We start from the raw sequence: 20,147 nt of genomic DNA on the forward strand, positions 1-20,147 counted from the left end.
AGAGGGCCGGTACACACGGCGGAGGACGGCCTCGCGAAAGGGGCGGTGCCACGAGTGCCGAGCCGAGCGACTGCCGCATTAGTACGACTGCGTGCGCCTCCCTGTGGACAACCGGCGCACCCGTCTCCGCCGACCTGGCAGCATGGCGGGGTGACAGCAGCAACGCATTCCACCCTCTTCCCGCAGGCCCCTGACACGGCCGACGCGGTACTGGAAGGGCTCGACCCCGAGCAGCGCGAGGTCGCCACCGCCCTGCACGGCCCGGTGTGCGTCCTGGCGGGAGCCGGTACGGGCAAGACCCGCGCCATCACCCACCGCATCGCCTACGGGGTACGCGCCGGGATCCTCCAGCCCTCCAGCGTGCTCGCCGTCACCTTCACCAACCGCGCCGCCGGAGAGATGCGCGGCCGCCTCCGCCAACTCGGCGCCACCGGAGTGCAGGCCCGCACCTTCCACTCCGCTGCCCTGCGCCAGCTCCAGTACTTCTGGCCGAAAGCCGTCGGAGGCAGCCTGCCGCGGATCGTCGACCGCAAGATCCAGCTCGTCGCCGAAGCCGCGGCCACCTGCCGCGTCCGCCTCGACCGCGGCGAGCTGCGGGATGTCACCGCCGAGATCGAATGGTCCAAGGTCACCCAGACCGTCCCCGCCGACTACGCCGCCGTCGCGGCCAAGGCCGGCCGCGAAGCCCCCCGCGACCGCGCCGAGATCGCCCAGCTCTACGCCGCGTACGAGGATCTCAAACGCGACCGCGGCGTCATCGACTTCGAGGACGTCCTGCTGCTGACCGTCGCCATCCTCCAGGACCAGCACGACATCGCCGAAGCGGTCCGCGCCCAGTACCAGCACTTCGTGGTCGACGAGTACCAGGACGTCAGCCCCCTCCAGCAGCGCCTCCTCGAACTGTGGCTCGGCGAGCGCGAAAGCCTCTGCGTCGTCGGCGACGCCAGCCAGACCATCTACTCGTTCACCGGCGCGACCCCCGACCACCTCCTCGACTTCCGCACCCGCCACCCCGGAGCCACGGTCGTCAAACTCGTCCGGGACTACCGCTCCACCCCCCAGGTCGTCCACCTCGCCAACGGCCTGCTCGCCCAGGCCCGCGGTCGCGCCGCCGACCACCGCCTGGAGCTGATCTCCCAGCGCACCGCGGGCCCCGAACCCGGCTACACCGAGTACACCGACGAACCCGCCGAAGCCGAGGGCGCCGCCCGCCGCATCCGCGACCTCATCGCCTCCGGCATCCCCGCGAGCGAGATCGCGATCCTCTTCCGTACGAACTCGCAGTCCGAGATCTACGAACAGGCCCTCGCCGACGTCGCGGTGCCCTACCAACTGCGCGGAGCTGAGCGCTTCTTCGACCGGCCCGAGGTGAAGAGAGCCATCCACGCCCTGCGCGGAGCCGCCCGCTTCGGGGGCAACGACTCACTCCTCGACGACGCCCCCGACCTGCCCTCGCAGGTGCGAGCCGTCCTGTCAGGAGACGGCTGGACCCATCAGCCCCCCGCGGGCTCCGGCGCCGTCAGAGAGCGCTGGGAGTCCCTCGCCGCCCTCGCCCACCTGGCCCAGGACTTCGCCGCCGCCAAACCCGACGCCACCCTCGGCGACCTCGTGGCCGAGCTCGACGAACGCGCCGGCGCCCAGCACGCCCCGACCGTCCAGGGCGTCACCCTCGCCTCCCTCCACTCCGCCAAGGGCCTGGAGTGGGACGTCGTGTTCCTGGTCGGCGTCGCCGAAGGCATGATGCCGATCACCTACGCCAAGACCGAGGAACAGATCGAGGAGGAACGCCGACTCCTCTATGTCGGTGTCACCAGGGCCAGAGAGCACCTCTCCGTCTCCTGGGCCCTGTCCCGCTCACCCGGCGGCCGGCCCAACCGGCGACCCAGCCGCTTCCTCGACGGCCTGCGCCCCGGCTCCGTCACCAAGGCGAACCGCGGCGGCGCGGCAGGCCCCCTCGGTTCGGGCGGCATCGAGCGCGGCGCTCCCGGCAGCGCCCCCGGCGTCACACGACGGACGAACCGCACCCCCGCCCGCTGCCGGGTCTGCGGCCGCACTCTCAACGACGCCGGCGAGATGAAACTGATGCGCTGCGAGGACTGCCCGTCCGACATGGACGAAGGCCTCTACGAGCGGTTGCGCGACTGGCGGGCGGTCCAGGCGCAGCGCAGCGGGCAGCCGGACTTCTGCGTCTTCACGGACAAGACCCTGATGGCCATCGCGGAAGCGGTGCCGTCCACTCCGGTCGAGCTGTCCCGCATCCCAGGGGTCCGCGCCCGCAAGCTCAACCGCTACGGGACCGACGTACTCGCCATCTGCGCAGGTCAGGAAGTTGAGGACGGCGTGGACGACGACTGATTCAAACTCGTCGAAAAAATAGTTTGCGCATGCCCCAGCAATCCCCATAGGTTCTAAAGCACGGAAACGGCGGCCTTCTCGAAGGCCCTGGTTCCGTGCTGTACTTAGTAACCGTCGGACCGGCTCGCCCGGTCCCAGAGACGCCGAGAGGAGGCGATTCCAGTGATCAGCATCACCAGCAGCTCCGTCAGCACCGTCAAATTGACCGATCGCTCGGTCGTCTCCACGTGCCTGCTCGGCTTCTCGAACCTGGGTACCGGTCTGTCCGGCATTCCCGCCGTCCGGCCGGCGTCCTCCGTGTCTCTCTCGGGTCTTCCTGTCCGTGAGCGCAATGAGCGACCGATGAAGGCACTGGAAGCAGTAGAGGCACAGGCGCATGCCTATGCCTTTGCGGCCACCGGTGCCGGAGCCGCCAAGCAGACGCACCACACGATGTGGGCCTTCCGTGGGCCTGAACCCTGGAGTGATCCAGCCTGATCGACGATCAGGCCGGCGCCTTCAGGGCCGCGGAACCCCACCCGGGATCCGCGGCCCTTCTGTTTGTCCCCGACCAGGGACGGCGGAGCGAAGGGGCCTCGGGACAAGAAAAGAACCCGGTACCAGCCGCCAACCGGCCAACCGGCCGGCACGACCAGACGAGGAAGAACCAATCGTGCAACTCGAAGCGCACGCCCCGTCCGTACCGCCTTCCGAAACGATCTCCCCGCCCGGCCTCACGGAGGACTCCACCTTGATCCCGCTCACTGCGCTCACCGCGCTCGACGACGCCATCGAGAACCTCGGCGTACCCGTCCCCTGCCGCTCCTACGACCCGGAGGTCTTCTTCGCCGAGTCGCCGGCCGACGTCGAGTACGCCAAGTCCCTCTGCCGCACCTGCCCGCTGATCGAGGCCTGCCTCGCCGGCGCCAAGGAGCGGCGTGAGCCCTGGGGCGTCTGGGGCGGCGAGCTCTTCGTCCAGGGTGTCGTTGTCGCCCGGAAGCGGCCGCGTGGCCGCCCGCGCAAGAACCCGGTTTCGGCATGAACACCCTAGGAACGATCGATCGCCCCCTGACGCACGACCCCAAGAAGCAGGTCCCGATGAAGCCGTCCACCAGCGAGCCCGCCGGCTCCGCGGCCCCAGACTTCACCTCCACCGGCGCGAACGACACGCGCCAGAACAGGACCCGAGAGATGCAACTCATCCCAGAAGCCCTGGCTCGTGCGCATATGCACGACCGGATGCATGAGGCGGAGCAGGAACGCCGGGCGATGCGCCTGGTGACCGCCCGCCGCATGCAGCGCCGTGCCGAGCGCGCCTCACGCCGCGCCCGCCGCGCACTGGCCATGGCGGTCATGCAGTAGAGCCGTTCTCGTAACGGCGACGGAAGTAACAGCTGACGCGGGGGCCGGTCCGAACGGACCGGCCCCCGCGGTGCGTTGTGCCTCACCAACCGCGGATCCCGGAGTTATCGTCACCACGTGACGAGTCTTCCCGGGGACAGTGACAGCGGCGGCTCCACCGCGGAGCCCAGGCCCATCGTGTGCGCCCGTTGCGACGCGACGTCAGAGGACCCGCCGCTCACCTGGACCTTCTCCGTGGAGAACGGCGCCCGCCACTATTTCTGTGACGCCTGCGCCCGAGCCAACCTGAGAGCGATCGAGGGACGACTGGACTCGGCTTGGTGGTGAATCGGATTTCGGAGTCCTCTTGGGCCCCCTCCCCCCTCCGCCCAAACACCGGCACCCCAAGCTCACGCCTCAGCTGCCGAGTCCTCCTCCGCCAGTGTCTCGTCGTCGGCCAGTACGAACCCCGGCAGCCACTCCTCCAGTTCGTCCCGCAGTCGTACCGTCGCTCCCAGCTGGCACAGCACACCGATGGTGCTCAAGGTCACCCGGTGGATGAGCAGGTACGCCGGGGGCAGGTTGAGTTGTTTGCCGAGTTGGTGTGCGGGGGAGCGGGGGTCGGCGATGCGGGCCGCCTGGCTGCGCATCCAGCCGCGGGTGAAGGTGAACTCGTCGGCCTGGGCCGGCTCGATGATGGGGAGCAGGTAGTCCAGTACGGCGTCCGGGTCGAGCTCTATGGACTCCTTGACGAAGCCCTCCTCGCGGAGCAGGTCGTAGACCGCCTCGGCGTCGCCGTCGAGGGTCATACGGAGCGAGTCGCCGATCGTCGGAGGCAGGCCTCCCGGCAGGCGGTCCACCGTGCCGAAGTCCAGGACCCCGAGCCGCCAGCCGCCCTTGCCGCTGGTGCCCTCGGCGCCTTCGGGGTCTTCGGCGTCCCCGGAGCCGTCCGGCAGGAGACGGAAATTGCCCGGGTGCGGGTCGGCGTGCAGCAGACCGGTGCGGGACGGGCCGGAGAAGAGGAAGCGGGCCAGGAGCTGGCCTGCCCGGTCCCGCTGCTCCGGCGTGCCGTCGGTGATCACCTCGGACAGGGGGATCCCGTCGATCCACTCCGTCACCAGGACCTGCTCGCACTGGTGGACCACGGCCGGCACCAGCACGTCCGGGTCGTCCGCGAACTCCTCCGCGTGCGCCCGCTGTGCCTGTGCCTCCAGGGCGTAGTCGAGCTCCTCGGACACCCGGTCGCGCAGCTCCGCGATGAGCGGCTTGATGTCCATGCCGGGAATCAACGGCCCAAGGAGACGGGCGAAACGGCTCAGTTGGTTCAGATCGGACAGCAGGGCCTCGCCCGCCCCGGGGTACTGCACCTTGACCGCGACCTCCCGGCCGTCGTGCCACACCGCCCGGTGCACCTGGCCGATCGAGGCCGCCGCGGCGGGCTTGTCCTCGAACTCCAGGAACAGGTCGTGCCAGTCCTCCCCGAGCCGCTCCGCCAGCACGGAGTGCACCGTGCGGGTCGGCATCGGCGGGGCCGCTTCCTGGAGTTTCGTCAGCGCCGCGCGGTAGGGGCCCGCGACCTCCTCGGGCAGCGCCGACTCGAAGACGGACATGGCCTGCCCGAACTTCATGGCTCCGCCCTTGAGCTCGCCGAGCACCTTGAAGAGCTGCTCCGCCGTGCGCTGTTGCAGCTCGCGACCCACGAGTTCGGCGGACTTGCCACCGATTCGTTTGCCGAGTCCCCAGGTCGCCCGCCCGGCGAAGCCGAGCGGTAGGGCGGCGAGCTTGGCGGTTCGGGTGACCGCCTTCCGGGGAAGATCAGACATGCGCCCTCCAAGTACCGGACAGCCGTGCCGCGTGCGGCTGTTGCCCGGCCATTGTCTCGTGCGGCCCTTCGTCGTCCGAGGTCTGCTCCCCCTTACTTTTCTCCGCGGCCCCGCAGCGGCATGCGGGATGGTCCCACACCGGCGCCGAGTGCCAGTCGAAACCAGGCACCGAGACCTGCCAGCGGGCCCCCGCGCTCGACGGCAGCTCCCCGTCCAGGAAGGCGAGCGCATGCCCCGCGGCCAGGCCGGCGACCGTGGTGGACAGCGCCAGATCACACGCCGGCACGTGACGGGACTGGGCGGAACGCCACTGTGCCAGCAGGCGTGGCCAGGTCGGGTCCCGGTCGGTGCGTCCCAGATCCAGGCAGCCCGCGCAGGCCGTGTCGCCCGGCAGGACGAGCGGGCCGACGACTCCCGTGCCCTCCACCACCCCGGCGTACAGATGTGGCGTTCCGGAGCCGATCAGGGGCTCGGCGGCCGAGGGGTCGGGCGCGTGGACCGCGAGACCGTCCCGGGGCGTGATGATCACGAGGGAGAGGCCCGGATCCTCTTCGCCGGGAGCCGGTCGTGCGCTGCCGCGCCGGGGCGGGCGGTTCGGTGCCGCACGGCGCACCGCACGGCGCGCGGCCTCGTCCCTGCGCTCACCGATGGATTCGACGGGCAGCCCGCCCGGCGCGACGTCCCACGGCTCGACGCAGCCGCCGTCCTGCACGTCGACCTGGCCCACGCCCGCTCCCGCCAGCGCCGCGGCCAGTACCACTCCGACCCGCCCCGCGCCCCGCACCTGTACGCGCAGTGAGCGGCGGGCCGCCAGCCGGCGCATGGCCTCGCCCGGTTCGGGAGCGACCAGGGAGAGTGACGCGACGTCGGGCCGCAGCCGGTCCAGGACCGCCGGTTTCTTGCGCAAAGCATCGGCGGCCGGGCCGCCGCCCGTGGCGTCGTCCAGCAGTCCCGCCTGGGCCAGTCGCTCCACCAGGCCGTCGACATGGCCGTCGGGCAGGCCCATGCGGCGCCCCTCGTCGCGTAACAGGGGCAGTCCGCGGGTGCCGTCGAACAAGGTCAGGAGACTGCCCGTCGCCGTGTCCATCGGGCCGAGCACCATCGCGTGTGAGGGTGCCATCCCGAACTGCACGGTGTTGAGATCCCGCCAACCGCGCCGCAGCGCGGGTTTCACCATCGGATGCATGACCGACCCCCGTACGTCCCCGTTGTGCCGGCGGGCGTTCGTCCTGCTCCGCCGGTCGAATGTCAGCATGCCCGCATTGCCCGGCCCGTGCCGAAAGTTGTCCACAGGCGGTGGATATTCGTCGTACAAATCGAGCGCGTGGGGTGCGGTTCGGCATCGATGCGTCCCGGAGGCGGGACTTCCCCCGTGTGCAACGGGTACCGTCGGGGCGTGCCCGCCGACCCACTGCACCGCGCCGGAAACCCACAGCGCAGCACGACGAGCCAGCCGCCAAGCGGCTCGGGGGCGAGCGCGATCGAGGTCCGCAGGAGCGCGCGACGGCGCAGAACGGTCTCCGCGTACCGTGAAGGCGATCGCACCGTCGTGCTCATCCCCGCCCGGATGTCCGAGGCGGAGGAACAGCGCTGGGTGAGCGTCATGCTCGACAAGCTGGCCGCCCAGGAGAACAAGCGCGTGCTCGGCGACACGGAGCTGTCAGAGCGGGCCGAACGGCTCTCCGATCTGTACTTCGACGGCCGGGCCCGGCCCACTTCGGTCCGCTGGGTCACCAATCAGAACACCCGCTGGGGCTCGTGCACCCCTGCCGAGGGCAGTATCCGTCTTTCGCACCGGCTGCAGGGCATGCCCGAGTACGTCGTCGACTACGTCCTCGTCCATGAACTCGCGCATCTGCTCGTTCCCGGCCACGGCCCCGACTTCTGGCGGCTGCTTGAGGCCTACCCGCGGACCGAGCGGGCCCGCGGCTACCTCGAAGGGGTGGTCGCCGCCGACCGGCTGCCCCACCTGCCCGTCAGTCGCGGCGAGTGACGTCGGCCCGACGTCACTCCGACGCGGAAACCCTGCCCGGACTGCTCGAAGCAGGGATTCTGTACCGGGTCTGTACCGGCTTCGTCCGCGGCCGGATTTTGCCGTTAGCCTGACGCGACGCACTCGCATTCGGGATGGGGGACGGTCGTTACGCATGGCCAGGGAATTCCAACGCGGCCACAAGGCCAAGATCAGTGACCTCACCGCGGGCACCGATCTGTACGTAGGTGTGCAGATCACCGGCCCCGGACTGACCTTCGACATCAGCTGCTTCGGCCTGGACGCCGACGAACAGCTTTCGGACGACCGGTTCTTCGTCTTCTTCAACCAGCCGAAGACCCCCGAAGAGTCCATTCAGCTTCTCGGTGCGCAGGCGGGCGACACGGAGTCATTCCGCGTCACGCTCGACAGGATCCCGCCGCAGATCCAGAAGCTGTCCTTCACGGCGACGATCGACGGCGCCGGACAGATGTCGCAGGTCGCCCCCGGGTACCTCCGCATCGTCGCGGGCGGCGAGGAGGTGGCCCGCTACTCCTTCAACGGTGGCGAGTTCTCCACCGAACGCGCCGTGATGCTGGGCGACTTCTACCTCAAGGACGTATGGCGGTTCGCCGCGGTCGGACAGGGCTTCGACGGCGGGCTCGACGCGCTGCTGAAGAACTTCGGCGGCGAGGTCGCCGAGGAGGAGCCCGCGGCCCCGGCACCGGGGGCCGCCGCGCCCTCGTTCGCGCCGCCCGCCCAAGCAGCCGCACCGCCCGCGTTCGGCGCCCCGGCGGGCCCCGCCGTGCCGGCTCCAGCGCCGGCTCCGCAGCCTGCCGCCCAGGGTTTCGCACCGCCCCAGGGGGCCACGCCACCGCCGGCCCCCGCGCCTTCGGTGCACGCGGCGCCGACCATCATCGCGCCCCTGGCCCCGCCCGGCGGCGCCCCGGTACCGCCTCCGGCTCCCGCCCCCGCGCCCTACGGGCAGCCCGGCCAGCAGCAGCCTCCGTACGGCCAGGCCCCCGGCCAGACCGCACCCCTGCCGCCCGGCTACGGACAGTCCCAGGCACCTCAGGCGCCCGGCCCGCCCCCGGGCTACGGCCAGCCGACCCCGCCTCCCGGCTACGGTCAGCAGCCGCCGTTCGGTCAGGTGCCCGGTCAGCCCGGCGCACCGGGTGTGCCGGGTGCGCCCGCCGCCTACGGAGTGCCCCAGGGCGCTCCCCCGGGAGGCGCCGGCGTCACCGCGGCGCTGCAGGCGTACAAGGAGACGCCCACCGGGCAGCGCTGGACCCAGCAGAACAAGAAGATGGTCCGTGTCGACCTCGGCATGGGCGGCGACCAGGCCGTACTGGCCCGCCAGGGCAGCATGGTGCTCTACCAGGGCAAGGTCGACTTCAGTTACAAGGGCGCCGGATTCTCCGGGCGGATCGTGGGCAACGCGACCGGCCAGGAGATGCAGCTCATGCGCTGTTCGGGCCGTGGCCAGGTCTTCCTCGCGGAGAACGGCGCCATGCTGCACCCCATCGAGCTGCAAGGAGACGCCGTCTGTGTCTCCGCGGAGAACGTCCTCGCCTTCGACGAGACGCTGCAGTACGAGGTGCGCCGCGTCGAAGGACACGGCATCCCCGGAGGCGCCCTGTTCACGATGCAGTTCCAGGGCACCGGCACGGTCGTCGTGAAGACGCGTGGCGTGCCCGTGGTCCTGCCCGTGACGCCGACGACGTTCGCCGACTGCAACGCCGTCGTCGCCTGGTCCGCCGCCTCCCAGGTGATCGTCTCCAGCCAGGTGCGGATGCGCAGGAACGCCTACCCGGGCGACACCGGAGAGAGCGTGAACCTGCAGTTCCGCGGCGCGCCCGGCAATTTCATCGTCGTCCAGCCGTACGAGGTCTGAGGGAGCCCGTCCTATGAACCAGCAGCTCGCGGGCTTCGCCCCGGCACCCGTTGCCGCACGCATGGAGAACCACGGCAACCACATGCTCAAGGTCGCCATGCAGACCGGAAACGACCTCCTCGCGCGCGTGGGGTCGATGGTCGCCTACGAAGGCTTCGTCCAGTACGAGCCGAATCCGCCGGCCGTACGCCAGATCGCCAAGGACTGGATGACCGGCGAGGGCGCACCCCTGATGAAGTGCTCCGGAGACGGTCTGCTGTACCTCTCCGACTACGGGGCGAACGTCGTCGTCATCAACCTCAACGGCGACGCGATCTCCGTCAACGCCACCAACCTGCTCGCCTTCGACGCGCACCTCACCTGGGGCGTCGAGCGCGTCAAGGGGCTGGCGAAGTTCGCCGGACAGGGCCTGTGGAACACCAAGATCTCCGGGCAGGGCTGGGTCGCCCTGACCTCCCGGGGCAAGCCCATCGTCGTCGACTGCGGCGGCGGCGAGGACGAGACGTACGTCGACCCGGACGCGCTCGTCGCCTGGTCCCCGAACCTCAAGGTGAAGGGCAAGCGCAGCTTCAAGGCGCAGTCCCTGATCGGGCGGGGCAGCGGCGAGGCCTTCCAGATGGCCTTCTCCGGACAGGGCATCGTCGTCGTCCAGCCGAGCGAGGACAGCACCGACCGCCTCCGGGTACGGGGCTGAGGGGGAGCACAGACACCATGCAGAGCCCGCTTTTCGCCTACAACGACCAGCAGTCCCAGGAGCGCTACAGCCTGCAGAACAAGCAGATGCTGCGCGTCGTCCTGGAGGGCCACGACGACATGCTGGCCCGCAAGGGCACCATGGTCGCGTACCAGGGTCTTGTGGAGTTCGACGCCGAGTACCAGAACTCCGGTCAGCAGCGCTCACGCGCGCACACCGGAGAGGGCCTCGACCTGATGCGCTGCCACGGGCAGGGCACCGTCTACCTGGCCAACCTCGCCCAGCACATCCATGTGGTGGACGTGGACCAGGACGGCCTCACCGTGGACAGCAGCTACGTCCTCGCGATGGACTCCTCGCTGCACCACGAGGTGATCGCCGTGGACAGTCAGTACGGGATCTCCGGCTCCGGCAAGTACCAGCTCAACATCACCGGGCGCGGCAAGGTCGCCCTGATGACGTCGGGCATGCCGCTGATGCTCCAGGTCACGCCGGACCGGTACGTCAACTGCGACGCCGACGCGATCGTCGCCTGGTCCACGAGCCTGCGCGTACAGATGCAGGCCCAGACCCACTCCTCAGGCGTGTTCCGGCGTCGCGGCAACACCGGTGAGGGCTGGGAGCTCAGCTTCATGGGCCAGGGGTACGCGCTCGTCCAGCCCAGCGAGATGCTGCCGCCGCAGAACGCGGCGATCGGGTCGGGCGTTGCCGCCCAGTACGGGATGGGGCAGCAGGGGGTCCGGGGGCAGAACCAGGGCAACGCCTGGAGTTAGGACCTTTCGTGGGGCGCCCTTGTCGGCGTGTGTGTAAGGGGCGGTCGCAATAGCGACCGCCCCTTACACGTGCCCCTTCAGAGCCTTGCTCGTGTTGCTGCCAGGAGGCGTACGACAGAGTCGTCCGCCACCTTCGCCACCTCGCCGTACGGGAACCAGCGCAGGTCGAGGGACTCGTCGCTGATCTCCTGGACGGCGCCCGGCTCGGCCACGACCGCGTACTGGACGTCGAAGTGGCAGTGGCAGGGCGGCGGGATGGGATGCCTGTCCAGGCGTACGGGCCCGCCCGGGAGCAGGGTCAGACCCGCGATGCCCGACTCCTCCGTGGCCTCGCGCAGGGCCGCGGCCTCCAGCGTGGCGTCCCCGGGCTCGCAGTGACCACCCATCTGGAGCCACATCCGCAACTTTTTGTGAAGCGTTAGCAGCACCCTGCCGTGCCCGGGATCGATCACCAGGGCGCTCGCCGTGACATGCCCGGCCGTGCAGGCCTTCCACATGCCGTCCGGATGCGCCTCCAGATGGTCGAGATAGGCCTGGCGCAGCTCCTCCTGGCCCTCGATGTCCTTCAGGACCAGGACGGCGTCGTCGTACAGGCTCACTTGTCGTCGTCGCCCTTTTCCTCGCCCTTTTCGTCGGCCTCGGGCTCGTCCTTCGTGAGGTTCGGCTTCTCCGACGGGCCGCTCGCGGCCTCGCCGAGCATCTTGTCGAGCTCGGAGAAGTCCAGCTGCTCGCGGTGCACGAAGCCGTCCGGGTCGTCCAGGTCGGAGGCGGTCGGCAACATGTCCGGGTGCGCCCACAGGCCGTCGCGGCCGTCGACACCGCGCGCGTCCGTGAGCGAGGCCCACAGGCGCGAGGCGTCCCGCAGACGGCGCGGGCGCAGCTCCAGGCCGATCAGCGTGGCGAAGGTCTGCTCGGCGGGGCCGCCCGTCGCACGGCGGCGGCGCAGCGTCTCCCGCAGCGCGTCGGCGGACGACAGACGCGGCTTCGCGGCGGAGTGGACCACCGCGTCCACCCAGCCCTCGACGAGCGCGAGCGCCGTCTCCAGGCGGGCCAGAGCGGCCTTCTGCTCGGGCGTGTCCTCCGGCTGGAACATGCCCTGCTGGAGTGCCTGCTGCAGCTCTTCCGGGTTCTGCGGGTCGAACTGTCCGACCACGTCCTCCAGCTTCGCCGTGTCGACCTTGATCCCGCGCGCGTACCCCTCGACCGCGCCGAACAGGTGCGAGCGCAGCCACGGCACGTGGGCGAAGAGCCGCTGGTGGGCGGCCTCGCGCAGGGCGAGGTAGAGCCGCACCTCCTCCTGCGGGACGCTCAGGTCCTTGCCGAACGACTCGATGTTCAGCGGCAGCAGCGCGGCCTTGCCGACCGGCCCGAGCGGCAGGCCGATGTCGGTCGAACCGACGACCTCGCCCGCGAGCACGCCGACGGCCTGCCCGATCTGCGTACCGAACATGGCGCCGCCCATGGAGCGCATCATCCCGAGGAGCGGGCCCGCCATGGCCTGCATCTCCTCGGGCAGTACGTCACCCATGGCCGCGCCGACCCGCTCGGCGACCGGGTCGACGAGCTCCTTCCACACCGGCAGGGTCGCCTCGACCCACTCCGCGCGGCTCCAGGCCACCGCGGAGCCGGCGCCGGACGGCAATGACGTCGCGTCGTCCAGCCACAGGTCCGCCAGGCGCACCGCCTCGTCGACCTGGGTGCGCTCGGCGGGGCCGATGCTCGCGTCCTTGGTGCCGTCGGGAGTGCCCTGGGACACCGTCTGGCGGGCGATCTGCTTGGCCATGTCCCAGTTCACCGGCCCGCCCTCGTACGAGAGCATCTGGCCGAGCTGCTGGAACGCGGCGCCCAGGTCGTTGGGGTTCAGCGACCCGAACATGGCTGCGAGCGGGTTGTCGCCACCCGGTCCTCCGGGCCCGAAACCGAACGGGTTGGCAGGTCCCTGACCACCGCCGCTCTGCTGGTCCTTCTTCTTGCCCTCGTCGCCGTCGTCCGGCTCCTCCGGCGGAAGGCCGAATCCGAATGGGGTGTCACTCACGGGATTCCTCGGCTGTTAAGGCCGCCGGTTCGCTCCGACGGCGGCTGCCCTACATCACCACCCAGCGTAGACACCACAACCGGTTCGGGCCTCGGTGCTTCGCCGACTCAGCGGCTGCGGCAGGATGGATGCCACCTGGTACGTACGCGTCACGCGCGTTCTTACTGAAGACAACCGCTGGAGACGCCCGGTGAGTTCCCCAGATCCACAGGTTCGCGCAGCGCGAAACCCTTCGACCAATCCGGCCCTACGCGGCCCCGTCGTCGCGATCACCGGCGCTGCCGCCGGAATCGGCGCGATGCTCACCGAGCGGCTCGCCGCCAGCGACGAGATCAAGCAGGTCATCGCCATCGACGAGCGGCGCGGTGAGTGCGCGGCCGCGCAGTGGCACATCCTGGACGTACGGGATCCGGCGATCGCCGAGAAGCTGCGCGGCGCGGACGTCGTGGTGCACCTCGCGCTCGATCTCGACCTGGAGACGGATCCGGCCGCCCGTACGGCCTACAACGTGCGGGGGACACAGACCGTGCTGACGGCCGCCGCGGCGGCCGGGGTGCACCGGGTCGTGCTGTGCACCTCGGCGATGGTCTACGGAGCCCTGCCCGACAACGAACTGCCCCTCTCCGAAGACGCCGAACTGCGGGCGACCGCGGAGGCCACGGGAGTGGGGGACCTCCTGGAGGTCGAGCGGCTCGCGCGGCGGGCGCCGCGTGCGCATCCAGGGCTCAACGTCACCGTCGTACGGCCCGCCGTGCTGGTCGGAGGGACCGACACGGCACTCACCCGGTACTTCGAGTCGCCCCGGCTGCTGGTCGTCGCCGGGTCCCGGCCCGTCTGGCAGTTCTGTCACGTCGAGGATTTGTGCGGGGCTCTGGAGTACGCCGTTCTGGAGAAGGTCGAAGGGGAGCTGGCCGTCGGGTGCGACGGGTGGCTGGAGCAGGAGGAGGTCGAGGAGCTCAGCGGGATCCGGCGGATGGAGCTGCCGTCGGCTGTTGCTCTGGGGGCCGCGGCTCGGCTGCACCGGATCGGGCTCACGCCGTCCCCTGCGGGGGATCTCGCCTACACGATGTATCCCTGGGTGGTGAGCGGGAGCCGGCTGCACGATGCCGGGTGGCGGCCGCAGTGGACCAACGAGGAGGTCCTCGCGGAGCTTCTGGAGGAGGTTGCCGGGCGGCACACGTTGGCCGGGCGGCGGCTCGGGCGGAAGGATGCCACTGCCGCGGGGGCCGCGGGGGCGACGGTTGCGTTGTTGGGTACGGCCGCGTTGGTGCGGCGGGCTCGGAAGGCTCGGCGGCGGATCTGAGACGGTGGGGTTGTCGGCGTGGGGTTTTCGCCCCCGCCGCCCCTACCCATTCCCGTCCCTTTCTGAGGGCTCCGCCCCCAGGCCCCCGTATTGCGCTGAACGCGCTCGTCCTCAAACGCCGGACGGGCTGGGTAGGTGGGTGCGGGCTGAAGGGGGTGGGTGGGAAATCGGCCTGGACGGCCTCGTCCTCAGACGCCGGACGGGCTGGGATGCGCGGGACCGCGCCGAGAGGTGCCGGACCGGGCCGAAAGGCGTGCCCTGTAGAAGGCTCCAATCGTGCACGCGTGTGTGCGGAGGGAAAACCGTATTCCGTGGGGTTGGCGGGGTGGGGCACGATGGGGGTATGGCACCCATGAATGATCATCCCGGTGAGCGGGCCGCTCAGGAGCCCATCAAGCTGCTGGCCGTTCGGGAGACCGCGCTCTCCTTGGACGAGGTTTTCCGGGCCGTCGGGGACGATGCCTCCGGGGGGACCGCGCTGTTCGTGGGGACCGTGCGGAATCATGACGGGGGAGCCGATGTCGACGCGCTCGGGTACTCCTGTCATCCGAGTGCCGAGGCGGAGATGCGGCGGGTCGCCGAGAAGGTCGTCGCCGAGTATCCGGTGCGGGCGCTCGCCGCGGTTCACCGAATCGGTGACCTTGGGGTGGGTGATCTCGCGGTGGTCGTCGCCGTGTCCTGCCCGCACCGGGGCGAGGCGTTCGAGGCCTGCCGGAAACTGATCGACGATCTCAAGCACGAGGTCCCGATCTGGAAACACCAGACGTTTTCCGACGGTACGGAGGAATGGGTCGGGGCCTGTTGAGGTCACACTGGTCACCTGAGACCCAGGTGCCACTCCTGTCCGCCGTTCCGGTTGCGTAACCAGACCCCTGCCGTGAGCGTTGAACATGCGGATGGTTAATCTGCTGATCAGTCAGTTGCGGTCGCTCATGGGGTTGGGAGGTCGGCATGGCGGCGCTCGCCTGGTTGCTGATTCCGCTTTTGGCCGCGATCGGCGCCGGACTGTGGGGAAGTTGGGCCGGACGGAACCGGAAGACTCTCGGGGACGGCACCGAGCTCGCGGGCTACACACGCTTCCGCGAGGCCATGGAGAAGTCGGAGAACCCGGAGAAGTCGGAGCAATTGCACACGGACGCCTGACCGGCCCTGATTCCCCGGACGGACGGCCCTGACGGTGCGCTGACAGACCGGTCCCGTACTGTCGTTCCATGCCACGCCGCACCGCGACGATGCTCGCCTCCACCCTGATGCTGATCGCGCTCCTGTGCGCGGGAGTCTTCATCAATGTGCCGTATTCGGAGATGTCACCGGGTCCGACGGTGAACACACTCGGGGAGCACGACGGCGAGCCGGTGCTCCAGATCTCCGGTCGCAAGACCTACGCGACGACCGGACATCTGAACATGACCACCGTCCGGGTCACCAGCGCCGACTACAAGATGAACCTCGTCGAGGCCGTGTACGGATGGCTGGCCCACGACAACAAGGTCGTTCCGCACGACACCCTCTATCCGGACGGCAAGACGGAGGAGCAGTCGACACAGGAGAACGCCGAGGAGTTCAGCCAGTCCCAGGAGAGCGCCAAGGTCGCGGCCCTCAAGGAACTGGACGTCCCGGTGAAGTCCTGGGTGATCGTCTCCACCGTCGTCAAGGACACCCCCGCCGAGGGCAGGCTGCACGCCGGTGACGTCATCAAGGCCGTCGACGGTACGACGGTGAAGGCGCCCGACGACGTCGCGAAGCTGGTCACCAAGCACAAGCCCGGTGAGAAGGTCGTCTTCACGATCGTGCCCGCCAAGGAACAGGCCGCCGCCGAGAAGGAGAACCGGACGGCGACCAAGACCGAGGAGATCTCGATCACCACCGCCAAGTCCGACGACACCGGCGAGCAGCGCGCGATCGTCGGTATCTCGGCCGGGACCGACCACACACTGCCGTTCACCATCGACATCAAGCTCGCCGACGTCGGCGGCCCGAGCGCCGGTCTGATGTTCGCCCTCGGCATCGTCGACAAGCTGACGCCGGGCAACCTCACCGGCGGCAAGTTCGTCGCCGGCACCGGCACCATCACCGACAACGGCAAGGTCGGCCCGATCGGCGGCATCGAGATGAAGACGGTCGGCGCCCGCGACAAGGGCGCCCAGTACTTCCTGACGCCCAAGGACAACTGCGCGGCCGCCGCCCGTGACGTCCCCGACGGGCTCACACTCGTCAAGGTCGACACCATCGACGACGCGATGAGCGCCCTCAAGGACATCCGCGGCGGCAAGACGGCCGACCTGCCGAAGTGCACCAAGAGTTAGTGCACCCGGCGAGCCGACCCGTTCCGTACTACTCCGCCCGTACTACTCCGCGAACGTCGCCGTCAGGGCCTCGGCCAGGCCCGGTACGAGGTCGGAGCCGGTGAGTACGTCCGTCGCCGCGTCCTTCTCGCGCAGCCGCAGCGCCGACTCGCGCTTCCCGCCGCGCAGCACCGCGACGGTCATCCGGACCTCCTGGCGCTCCGGATGCTCGGCGACCCACTTCGCCAGCCGCTTCTCGTCGAGGCCGTCCGGTACGGACGCCTCCGCGGACGGCGGGAGCATCAGCCGCTCCACGGACAGGGCGCAGCCGACCACCGAGTCGGGCCAGGCGATGGTGCCGAGGAACTCGTCCAGCGGGCTGCCCGCGGGGAGTTCGTCCTGCTCAATGGGGGTAAGGGTGCCCTCGGGGGCGTCTTCGGTCAGACCGAGGCGCTCGGCGAGTCCCGGTTCCTGGGAGCGCAGCCGGCCGGTGTCGACCAGGGCGAAGAGACGGGCGGGCTGGTCCCAGCCGAGCCCTGCTACGTACTCGTCGATCTCGAGGACGGCACGGGTGAGGGGCCCGGCCGCCATGGGTGTGCCTGAGGAGGTGGTGTTGGACATGGTCACAATCCTGCCTCGTTCGGCCCCCGAAGCGGGAACCGAGTAAAGCATCAGTAAGTTGCATAGATGTGGCCCTGCGTTTGCGGGGCCCCCAGATACCAACAGCGAACTTCGAGGTGCGCACCTTGGCTTTCCAGATGCCGGACCGCGGCGGAGGCCCGACGGGGCCACGGATCAGAGTGGGCCGACCGTCCCGGCGCGTCCGGACCCTGCTCATGACACTGGGCGTACTGGCCGTGCTGGCCATGGCGTTCGTCATGTTCGCGGGGTTCTGGACGGACTGGCTCTGGTATCGATCGGTCAAATATTCGTCCGTCTTCACGACCACCCTGTGGACCAAGATCGGCCTGTTCTTCGTCTTCGGACTGCTGATGGCCACGGCCGTCGGCGTGAACATCTGGCTGGCCCACCGGTTGAGGCCGCCACTGAGCGCCATGTCCATGGAGCAGCAGAGCCTCGACCGCTACCGGATGGGCGTGGCCCCGTACAAGAAGTGGATTCTTCTCGGGATCACCGCCCTGGTCGGGCTGATCGCGGGCGCCTCCGCGGCGGGCCAGTGGCGTACGTGGCTGCTCTGGGTGAACGGAGTGCCCTTCAACCAGAAGGACCCTCAGTTCCACCTGGACATCGCCTTCTACGCCTTCGATCTGCCCTGGTACCGCTTCCTGCTGGGCTTCGGATTCGCTGCCGCGATCCTTTCGGTGATCGCCGCCGCGCTGACCCACTACCTGTACGGCGGGCTGCGCATCACCAGCCCCGGAGCGCGTGCCACGGCCGCGGCCACCGGGCATCTCTCGGTGCTGCTCGGCCTCTTCGTCGCCCTCAAGGCGGTCGCGTACTGGCTCGACCGGTACGGCCTCGCGGTGAAGTCCAGTGACTTCAAGGCGACGGACAACTGGACGGGCCTGAGGTACGTCGACGCCAACGCGTATCTGCCGGCCAAGACGATCCTGTTCTGCATCGCCGTCATCTGCGCCCTGCTGTTCTTCGCCACCCTGTGGCGGCGCACCTGGCAGCTGCCCGTCATCGGCTTCGGCCTGATGGTGCTCTCGGCGATCCTGATCGGCGGTCTGTACCCGGCGATCGTCCAGAAGTTCCAGGTCCAGCCGAACGAGCAGGCCAAGGAAGCGCCGTACGTAGACAAGAACATCAAGGCGACGCGCGAGGCCTACGGCATCGACGACGCCAAGGTGACGGACTACTCCGGCAAGGGCGGCACCGGGAACGCCGAGCAGATCCGCAAGGACGCCGACTCGGCCGCCAGCTACCGGCTGATCGACCCGAACGTCGTCTCGCCGGCCTTCCAGCAGCTCCAGCAGGAGCGCAAGTACTACCAGTTCCCCTCCACGCTCGACGTCGACCGGTACACGGACGCCGACGGCAAGGAGCAGGACACCGTCATCGGTCTGCGCGAGCTGAACCTGAACGGCATCCCGAAGAGCAACTGGATCAACGACCACTTCACGTACACCCACGGCTACGGCGCGGTCGCGGCCAAGGGCACGGCGACCGGGTCCGATCCGCCGGGCTCCCCCGACTTCTCCGAGTCGGGGCTGCCGACCACCGGTGACCTCGGCAAGTACGAGCAGCGGATCTACTACGGGGAGAAGACCGAGCAGTACTCCATCGTGGGCGGCCCGCAGAAGGAGCTCGACTACGAGGAGAACGGCGAGAAGACCACCAGCTACAAGGGCAAGAGCGGCGTCAACCTCGCCAACCCGATCAACCGCGCCGCGTACGCGGTGGCCTTCGGCGAGCCGCAGATGTTCTACTCGGGCGCGATCGGCGAGGGTTCCCGGATCCTCTACAACCGCACGCCCAAGGAGCGCGTCGAGGCCGTGGCCCCGTGGCTGACCATCGACGGTGACGCCTATCCGGCGATCGTGGACGGCAAGATCCAGTGGATCGTCGACGCCTACACGACGACCAACGGGTACCCCTACGCCTCCCGTACGACGCTGGGCGACACCACGGCGGACTCGCTGACCGACAACCAGCGGGCGGTGGTGGCGCAGCAGAACCGCGTCAACTACATCCGCAACTCGGTGAAGGCGACCGTCAACGCGTACGACGGCTCGGTCAAGCTCTACCAGTGGGACACCAAGGACCCGGTCCTCAAGACCTGGATGAAGGCGTTCCCCGACACGGTGAAGCCGAAGACCGACATCAGCGAGTCGCTGATGGAGCACCTGCGCTACCCGCAGGACCTCTTCAAGGTCCAGCGCGAGCTGCTCACCCGCTACCACGTCACCGACGCCGCCCAGTTCTACAGCGGCAGTGACGCCTGGCAGGTGCCGGACGACCCGACCAACAAGGACAGCAGTGCGGTCCCGCCGTACTACCTGAGCCTGAAGATGCCGGGGCAGAACGCGCAGCAGTTCTCGCTGACCACGACCTTCACTCCCAACGGGCGCCCGAACCTGGGGGCGTTCATGGCGGTGGACGCGGACGCGGCCAGTAAGGACTACGGCACGATAAGGCTGTTGAGAGTGACCTCCACGGTGAGAGGTCCACAACAGGTGCAGAGCGAGCTCAACAGCAACGCCGACGTCGCCGAGTTCGTCCGCAACCTCAGAGGCACGGACTCCGACATCGAGTACGGAAACCTGCTGACCGTGCCACTCAACGGCGGGTTCCTGTACATCGAGCCGGTGTACGCGCGAGGCGGCACGTCCAACTACCCGCTGCTGAGAAAGGTGGGCGTCGCCTACGGCGACCAGACCGTCTTCAAGGACACCCTCGCCGAAGGGCTGAACACGGTCTTCGGAGTGGACGGCGACGAGACCACCGAGCCACCACCCAAGGACGGTGAGACCCCGGAGCCACCGGCGACGGGTGACACCGACCTGGCGAAGGCCATCGCCGATGCCGAGGACGCCTACACGGCTGGTGAGGAAGCGCTCAAGAAGGGCGACTGGGAGGCGTACGGCAAGGCCCAGGAGAACCTTCAGGACGCGCTTCAGCGCGCCTCCGAGGCCGAGCAGAAGGCCAACTCCGCCAGTGGCGCCAACAGCGACGCCGACAAGGAAGAGAGCGCCAAACCGGACGGTGACCAGGGCAGTTGAGCAGTCC

Annotated in this window: 19 protein-coding genes; 14 read left to right on the forward strand and 5 right to left on the reverse strand. The window is 69.4% G+C overall.

Annotated features, from left to right (window positions below; all coding sequences use genetic code 11):
• The first annotated feature begins 150 nt into the window (after positions 1–150).
• The 5 genes from ACH4YP_RS07715 (at position 151) to ACH4YP_RS07735 (ending at position 4,023) form a co-directional block, all read left to right on the forward strand.
• Entirely contained in the window at positions 151–2,355 is a 2,205-nt protein-coding gene (locus ACH4YP_RS07715) for an ATP-dependent DNA helicase UvrD2 (protein WP_398489819.1), read from the forward strand.
• A 162-nt stretch (positions 2,356–2,517) separates the two neighbouring features.
• Positions 2,518–2,832, forward strand: a complete 315-nt coding sequence (locus ACH4YP_RS07720; RefSeq protein WP_361057447.1) for a hypothetical protein — start codon at positions 2,518–2,520, stop codon at positions 2,830–2,832.
• Positions 2,833–3,007: 175 nt separating this feature from the next.
• A complete protein-coding gene (locus ACH4YP_RS07725) occupies positions 3,008–3,376 on the forward strand; it encodes a WhiB family transcriptional regulator (protein WP_359719658.1) in 369 nt (122 codons plus the stop codon).
• Positions 3,373–3,696 (forward strand): hypothetical protein, encoded by a 324-nt coding sequence (locus ACH4YP_RS07730; protein WP_361057450.1) that lies wholly within the window; start codon positions 3,373–3,375, stop codon positions 3,694–3,696. The genes ACH4YP_RS07725 and ACH4YP_RS07730 overlap by 4 nt, the downstream gene beginning before the upstream one ends.
• Before the next feature lie 117 nt (positions 3,697–3,813).
• Positions 3,814–4,023 carry a hypothetical protein gene (locus ACH4YP_RS07735; RefSeq protein WP_398489820.1) on the forward strand — a complete coding sequence of 70 codons (210 nt, stop codon included), beginning with the start codon at positions 3,814–3,816 and terminating at the stop codon, positions 4,021–4,023.
• Positions 4,024–4,085: 62 nt separating this feature from the next.
• Here the strand turns inward: ACH4YP_RS07735 and ACH4YP_RS07740 are convergent, their stop codons facing one another.
• Positions 4,086–5,498 (reverse strand): AarF/ABC1/UbiB kinase family protein, encoded by a 1,413-nt coding sequence (locus ACH4YP_RS07740; protein ID WP_361057455.1) that lies wholly within the window; start codon positions 5,496–5,498, stop codon positions 4,086–4,088.
• Positions 5,491–6,684, reverse strand: a complete 1,194-nt coding sequence (locus ACH4YP_RS07745) for a TOMM precursor leader peptide-binding protein (RefSeq protein WP_361057486.1) — start codon at positions 6,682–6,684, stop codon at positions 5,491–5,493. The genes ACH4YP_RS07740 and ACH4YP_RS07745 overlap by 8 nt, the downstream gene beginning before the upstream one ends.
• A 210-nt stretch (positions 6,685–6,894) precedes the next feature.
• Here ACH4YP_RS07745 and ACH4YP_RS07750 point away from each other — a divergent pair, with 210 nt between their 5' ends.
• The 4 genes from ACH4YP_RS07750 (at position 6,895) to ACH4YP_RS07765 (ending at position 10,831) form a co-directional block, all read left to right on the forward strand.
• Complete coding sequence (locus tag ACH4YP_RS07750) at positions 6,895–7,491, forward strand: M48 family metallopeptidase (protein ID WP_361057457.1); 597 nt, start codon at positions 6,895–6,897, stop codon at positions 7,489–7,491.
• Between the two features lie 154 nt (positions 7,492–7,645).
• Complete coding sequence (locus tag ACH4YP_RS07755) at positions 7,646–9,364, forward strand: TerD family protein (protein WP_398489821.1); 1,719 nt, start codon at positions 7,646–7,648, stop codon at positions 9,362–9,364.
• 13 nt (positions 9,365–9,377) lie between these two features.
• Positions 9,378–10,058 (forward strand): AIM24 family protein, encoded by a 681-nt coding sequence (locus ACH4YP_RS07760; protein WP_055610520.1) that lies wholly within the window; start codon positions 9,378–9,380, stop codon positions 10,056–10,058.
• Positions 10,059–10,075: 17 nt separating this feature from the next.
• Positions 10,076–10,831 (forward strand): AIM24 family protein, encoded by a 756-nt coding sequence (locus ACH4YP_RS07765; RefSeq protein WP_361057462.1) that lies wholly within the window; start codon positions 10,076–10,078, stop codon positions 10,829–10,831.
• A 77-nt stretch (positions 10,832–10,908) separates the two neighbouring features.
• Here the strand turns inward: ACH4YP_RS07765 and ACH4YP_RS07770 are convergent, their stop codons facing one another.
• Both ACH4YP_RS07770 and ACH4YP_RS07775 read right to left on the reverse strand, forming a co-directional pair.
• Positions 10,909–11,430 (reverse strand): NUDIX hydrolase, encoded by a 522-nt coding sequence (locus tag ACH4YP_RS07770; RefSeq protein WP_398489822.1) that lies wholly within the window; start codon positions 11,428–11,430, stop codon positions 10,909–10,911.
• On the reverse strand, positions 11,427–12,866 hold the full coding sequence (locus ACH4YP_RS07775; RefSeq protein WP_361057468.1) for a zinc-dependent metalloprotease: 1,440 nt from the start codon (positions 12,864–12,866) through the stop codon (positions 11,427–11,429). Before ACH4YP_RS07775 ends, ACH4YP_RS07770 begins: the two co-directional genes overlap by 4 nt.
• Before the next feature lie 190 nt (positions 12,867–13,056).
• On the opposite strand from ACH4YP_RS07775, the gene ACH4YP_RS07780 reads away from it, so the two are divergent.
• The 4 genes from ACH4YP_RS07780 (at position 13,057) to ACH4YP_RS07795 (ending at position 16,475) form a co-directional block, all read left to right on the forward strand.
• Complete coding sequence (locus ACH4YP_RS07780) at positions 13,057–14,169, forward strand: SDR family oxidoreductase (protein ID WP_361057471.1); 1,113 nt, start codon at positions 13,057–13,059, stop codon at positions 14,167–14,169.
• 343 nt (positions 14,170–14,512) lie between these two features.
• The gene (locus ACH4YP_RS07785) at positions 14,513–14,974 is read left to right on the forward strand and encodes a molybdenum cofactor biosynthesis protein MoaE (protein WP_361057474.1); all 462 of its coding nucleotides are present in this window, start codon (positions 14,513–14,515) and stop codon (positions 14,972–14,974) included.
• 146 nt (positions 14,975–15,120) lie between these two features.
• A complete protein-coding gene (locus ACH4YP_RS07790) occupies positions 15,121–15,312 on the forward strand; it encodes a hypothetical protein (protein WP_055618591.1) in 192 nt (63 codons plus the stop codon).
• Positions 15,313–15,380: 68 nt separating this feature from the next.
• Positions 15,381–16,475 carry a PDZ domain-containing protein gene (locus tag ACH4YP_RS07795; RefSeq protein ID WP_361057478.1) on the forward strand — a complete coding sequence of 365 codons (1,095 nt, stop codon included), beginning with the start codon at positions 15,381–15,383 and terminating at the stop codon, positions 16,473–16,475.
• A 42-nt stretch (positions 16,476–16,517) separates the two neighbouring features.
• Here ACH4YP_RS07795 and ACH4YP_RS07800 read toward each other — a convergent pair whose 3' ends face one another.
• Positions 16,518–17,075 (reverse strand): PPA1309 family protein, encoded by a 558-nt coding sequence (locus ACH4YP_RS07800; protein WP_361057480.1) that lies wholly within the window; start codon positions 17,073–17,075, stop codon positions 16,518–16,520.
• Positions 17,076–17,212: 137 nt separating this feature from the next.
• On the opposite strand from ACH4YP_RS07800, the gene ACH4YP_RS07805 reads away from it, so the two are divergent.
• On the forward strand, positions 17,213–20,140 hold the full coding sequence (locus tag ACH4YP_RS07805) for a UPF0182 family protein (protein ID WP_398490035.1): 2,928 nt from the start codon (positions 17,213–17,215) through the stop codon (positions 20,138–20,140).
• Positions 20,141–20,147 lie beyond the last annotated feature (7 nt).

This window comes from Streptomyces sp. NPDC020747, from assembly GCF_044334695.1.
Taxonomy (GTDB): Bacteria; Actinomycetota; Actinomycetes; order Streptomycetales; family Streptomycetaceae; genus Streptomyces.

Coding starts and splice junctions, on each gene's coding strand:
- ACH4YP_RS07730 (WP_361057450.1), top strand. CDS start 3,373: ATGAACACCCTAGGAACGATCGATCGCCCCCTGACGCACGACCCCAAG.
- ACH4YP_RS07740 (WP_361057455.1), bottom strand. CDS start 5,498: ATGTCTGATCTTCCCCGGAAGGCGGTCACCCGAACCGCCAAGCTCGCC.
- ACH4YP_RS07745 (WP_361057486.1), bottom strand. CDS start 6,684: ATGCATCCGATGGTGAAACCCGCGCTGCGGCGCGGTTGGCGGGATCTC.
- ACH4YP_RS07755 (WP_398489821.1), top strand. CDS start 7,646: ATGGCCAGGGAATTCCAACGCGGCCACAAGGCCAAGATCAGTGACCTC.
- ACH4YP_RS07760 (WP_055610520.1), top strand. CDS start 9,378: ATGAACCAGCAGCTCGCGGGCTTCGCCCCGGCACCCGTTGCCGCACGC.
- ACH4YP_RS07765 (WP_361057462.1), top strand. CDS start 10,076: ATGCAGAGCCCGCTTTTCGCCTACAACGACCAGCAGTCCCAGGAGCGC.
- ACH4YP_RS07785 (WP_361057474.1), top strand. CDS start 14,513: ATGGCACCCATGAATGATCATCCCGGTGAGCGGGCCGCTCAGGAGCCC.
- ACH4YP_RS07790 (WP_055618591.1), top strand. CDS start 15,121: ATGGCGGCGCTCGCCTGGTTGCTGATTCCGCTTTTGGCCGCGATCGGC.
- ACH4YP_RS07795 (WP_361057478.1), top strand. CDS start 15,381: ATGCCACGCCGCACCGCGACGATGCTCGCCTCCACCCTGATGCTGATC.
- ACH4YP_RS07800 (WP_361057480.1), bottom strand. CDS start 17,075: ATGTCCAACACCACCTCCTCAGGCACACCCATGGCGGCCGGGCCCCTC.
- ACH4YP_RS07805 (WP_398490035.1), top strand. CDS start 17,213: ATGCCGGACCGCGGCGGAGGCCCGACGGGGCCACGGATCAGAGTGGGC.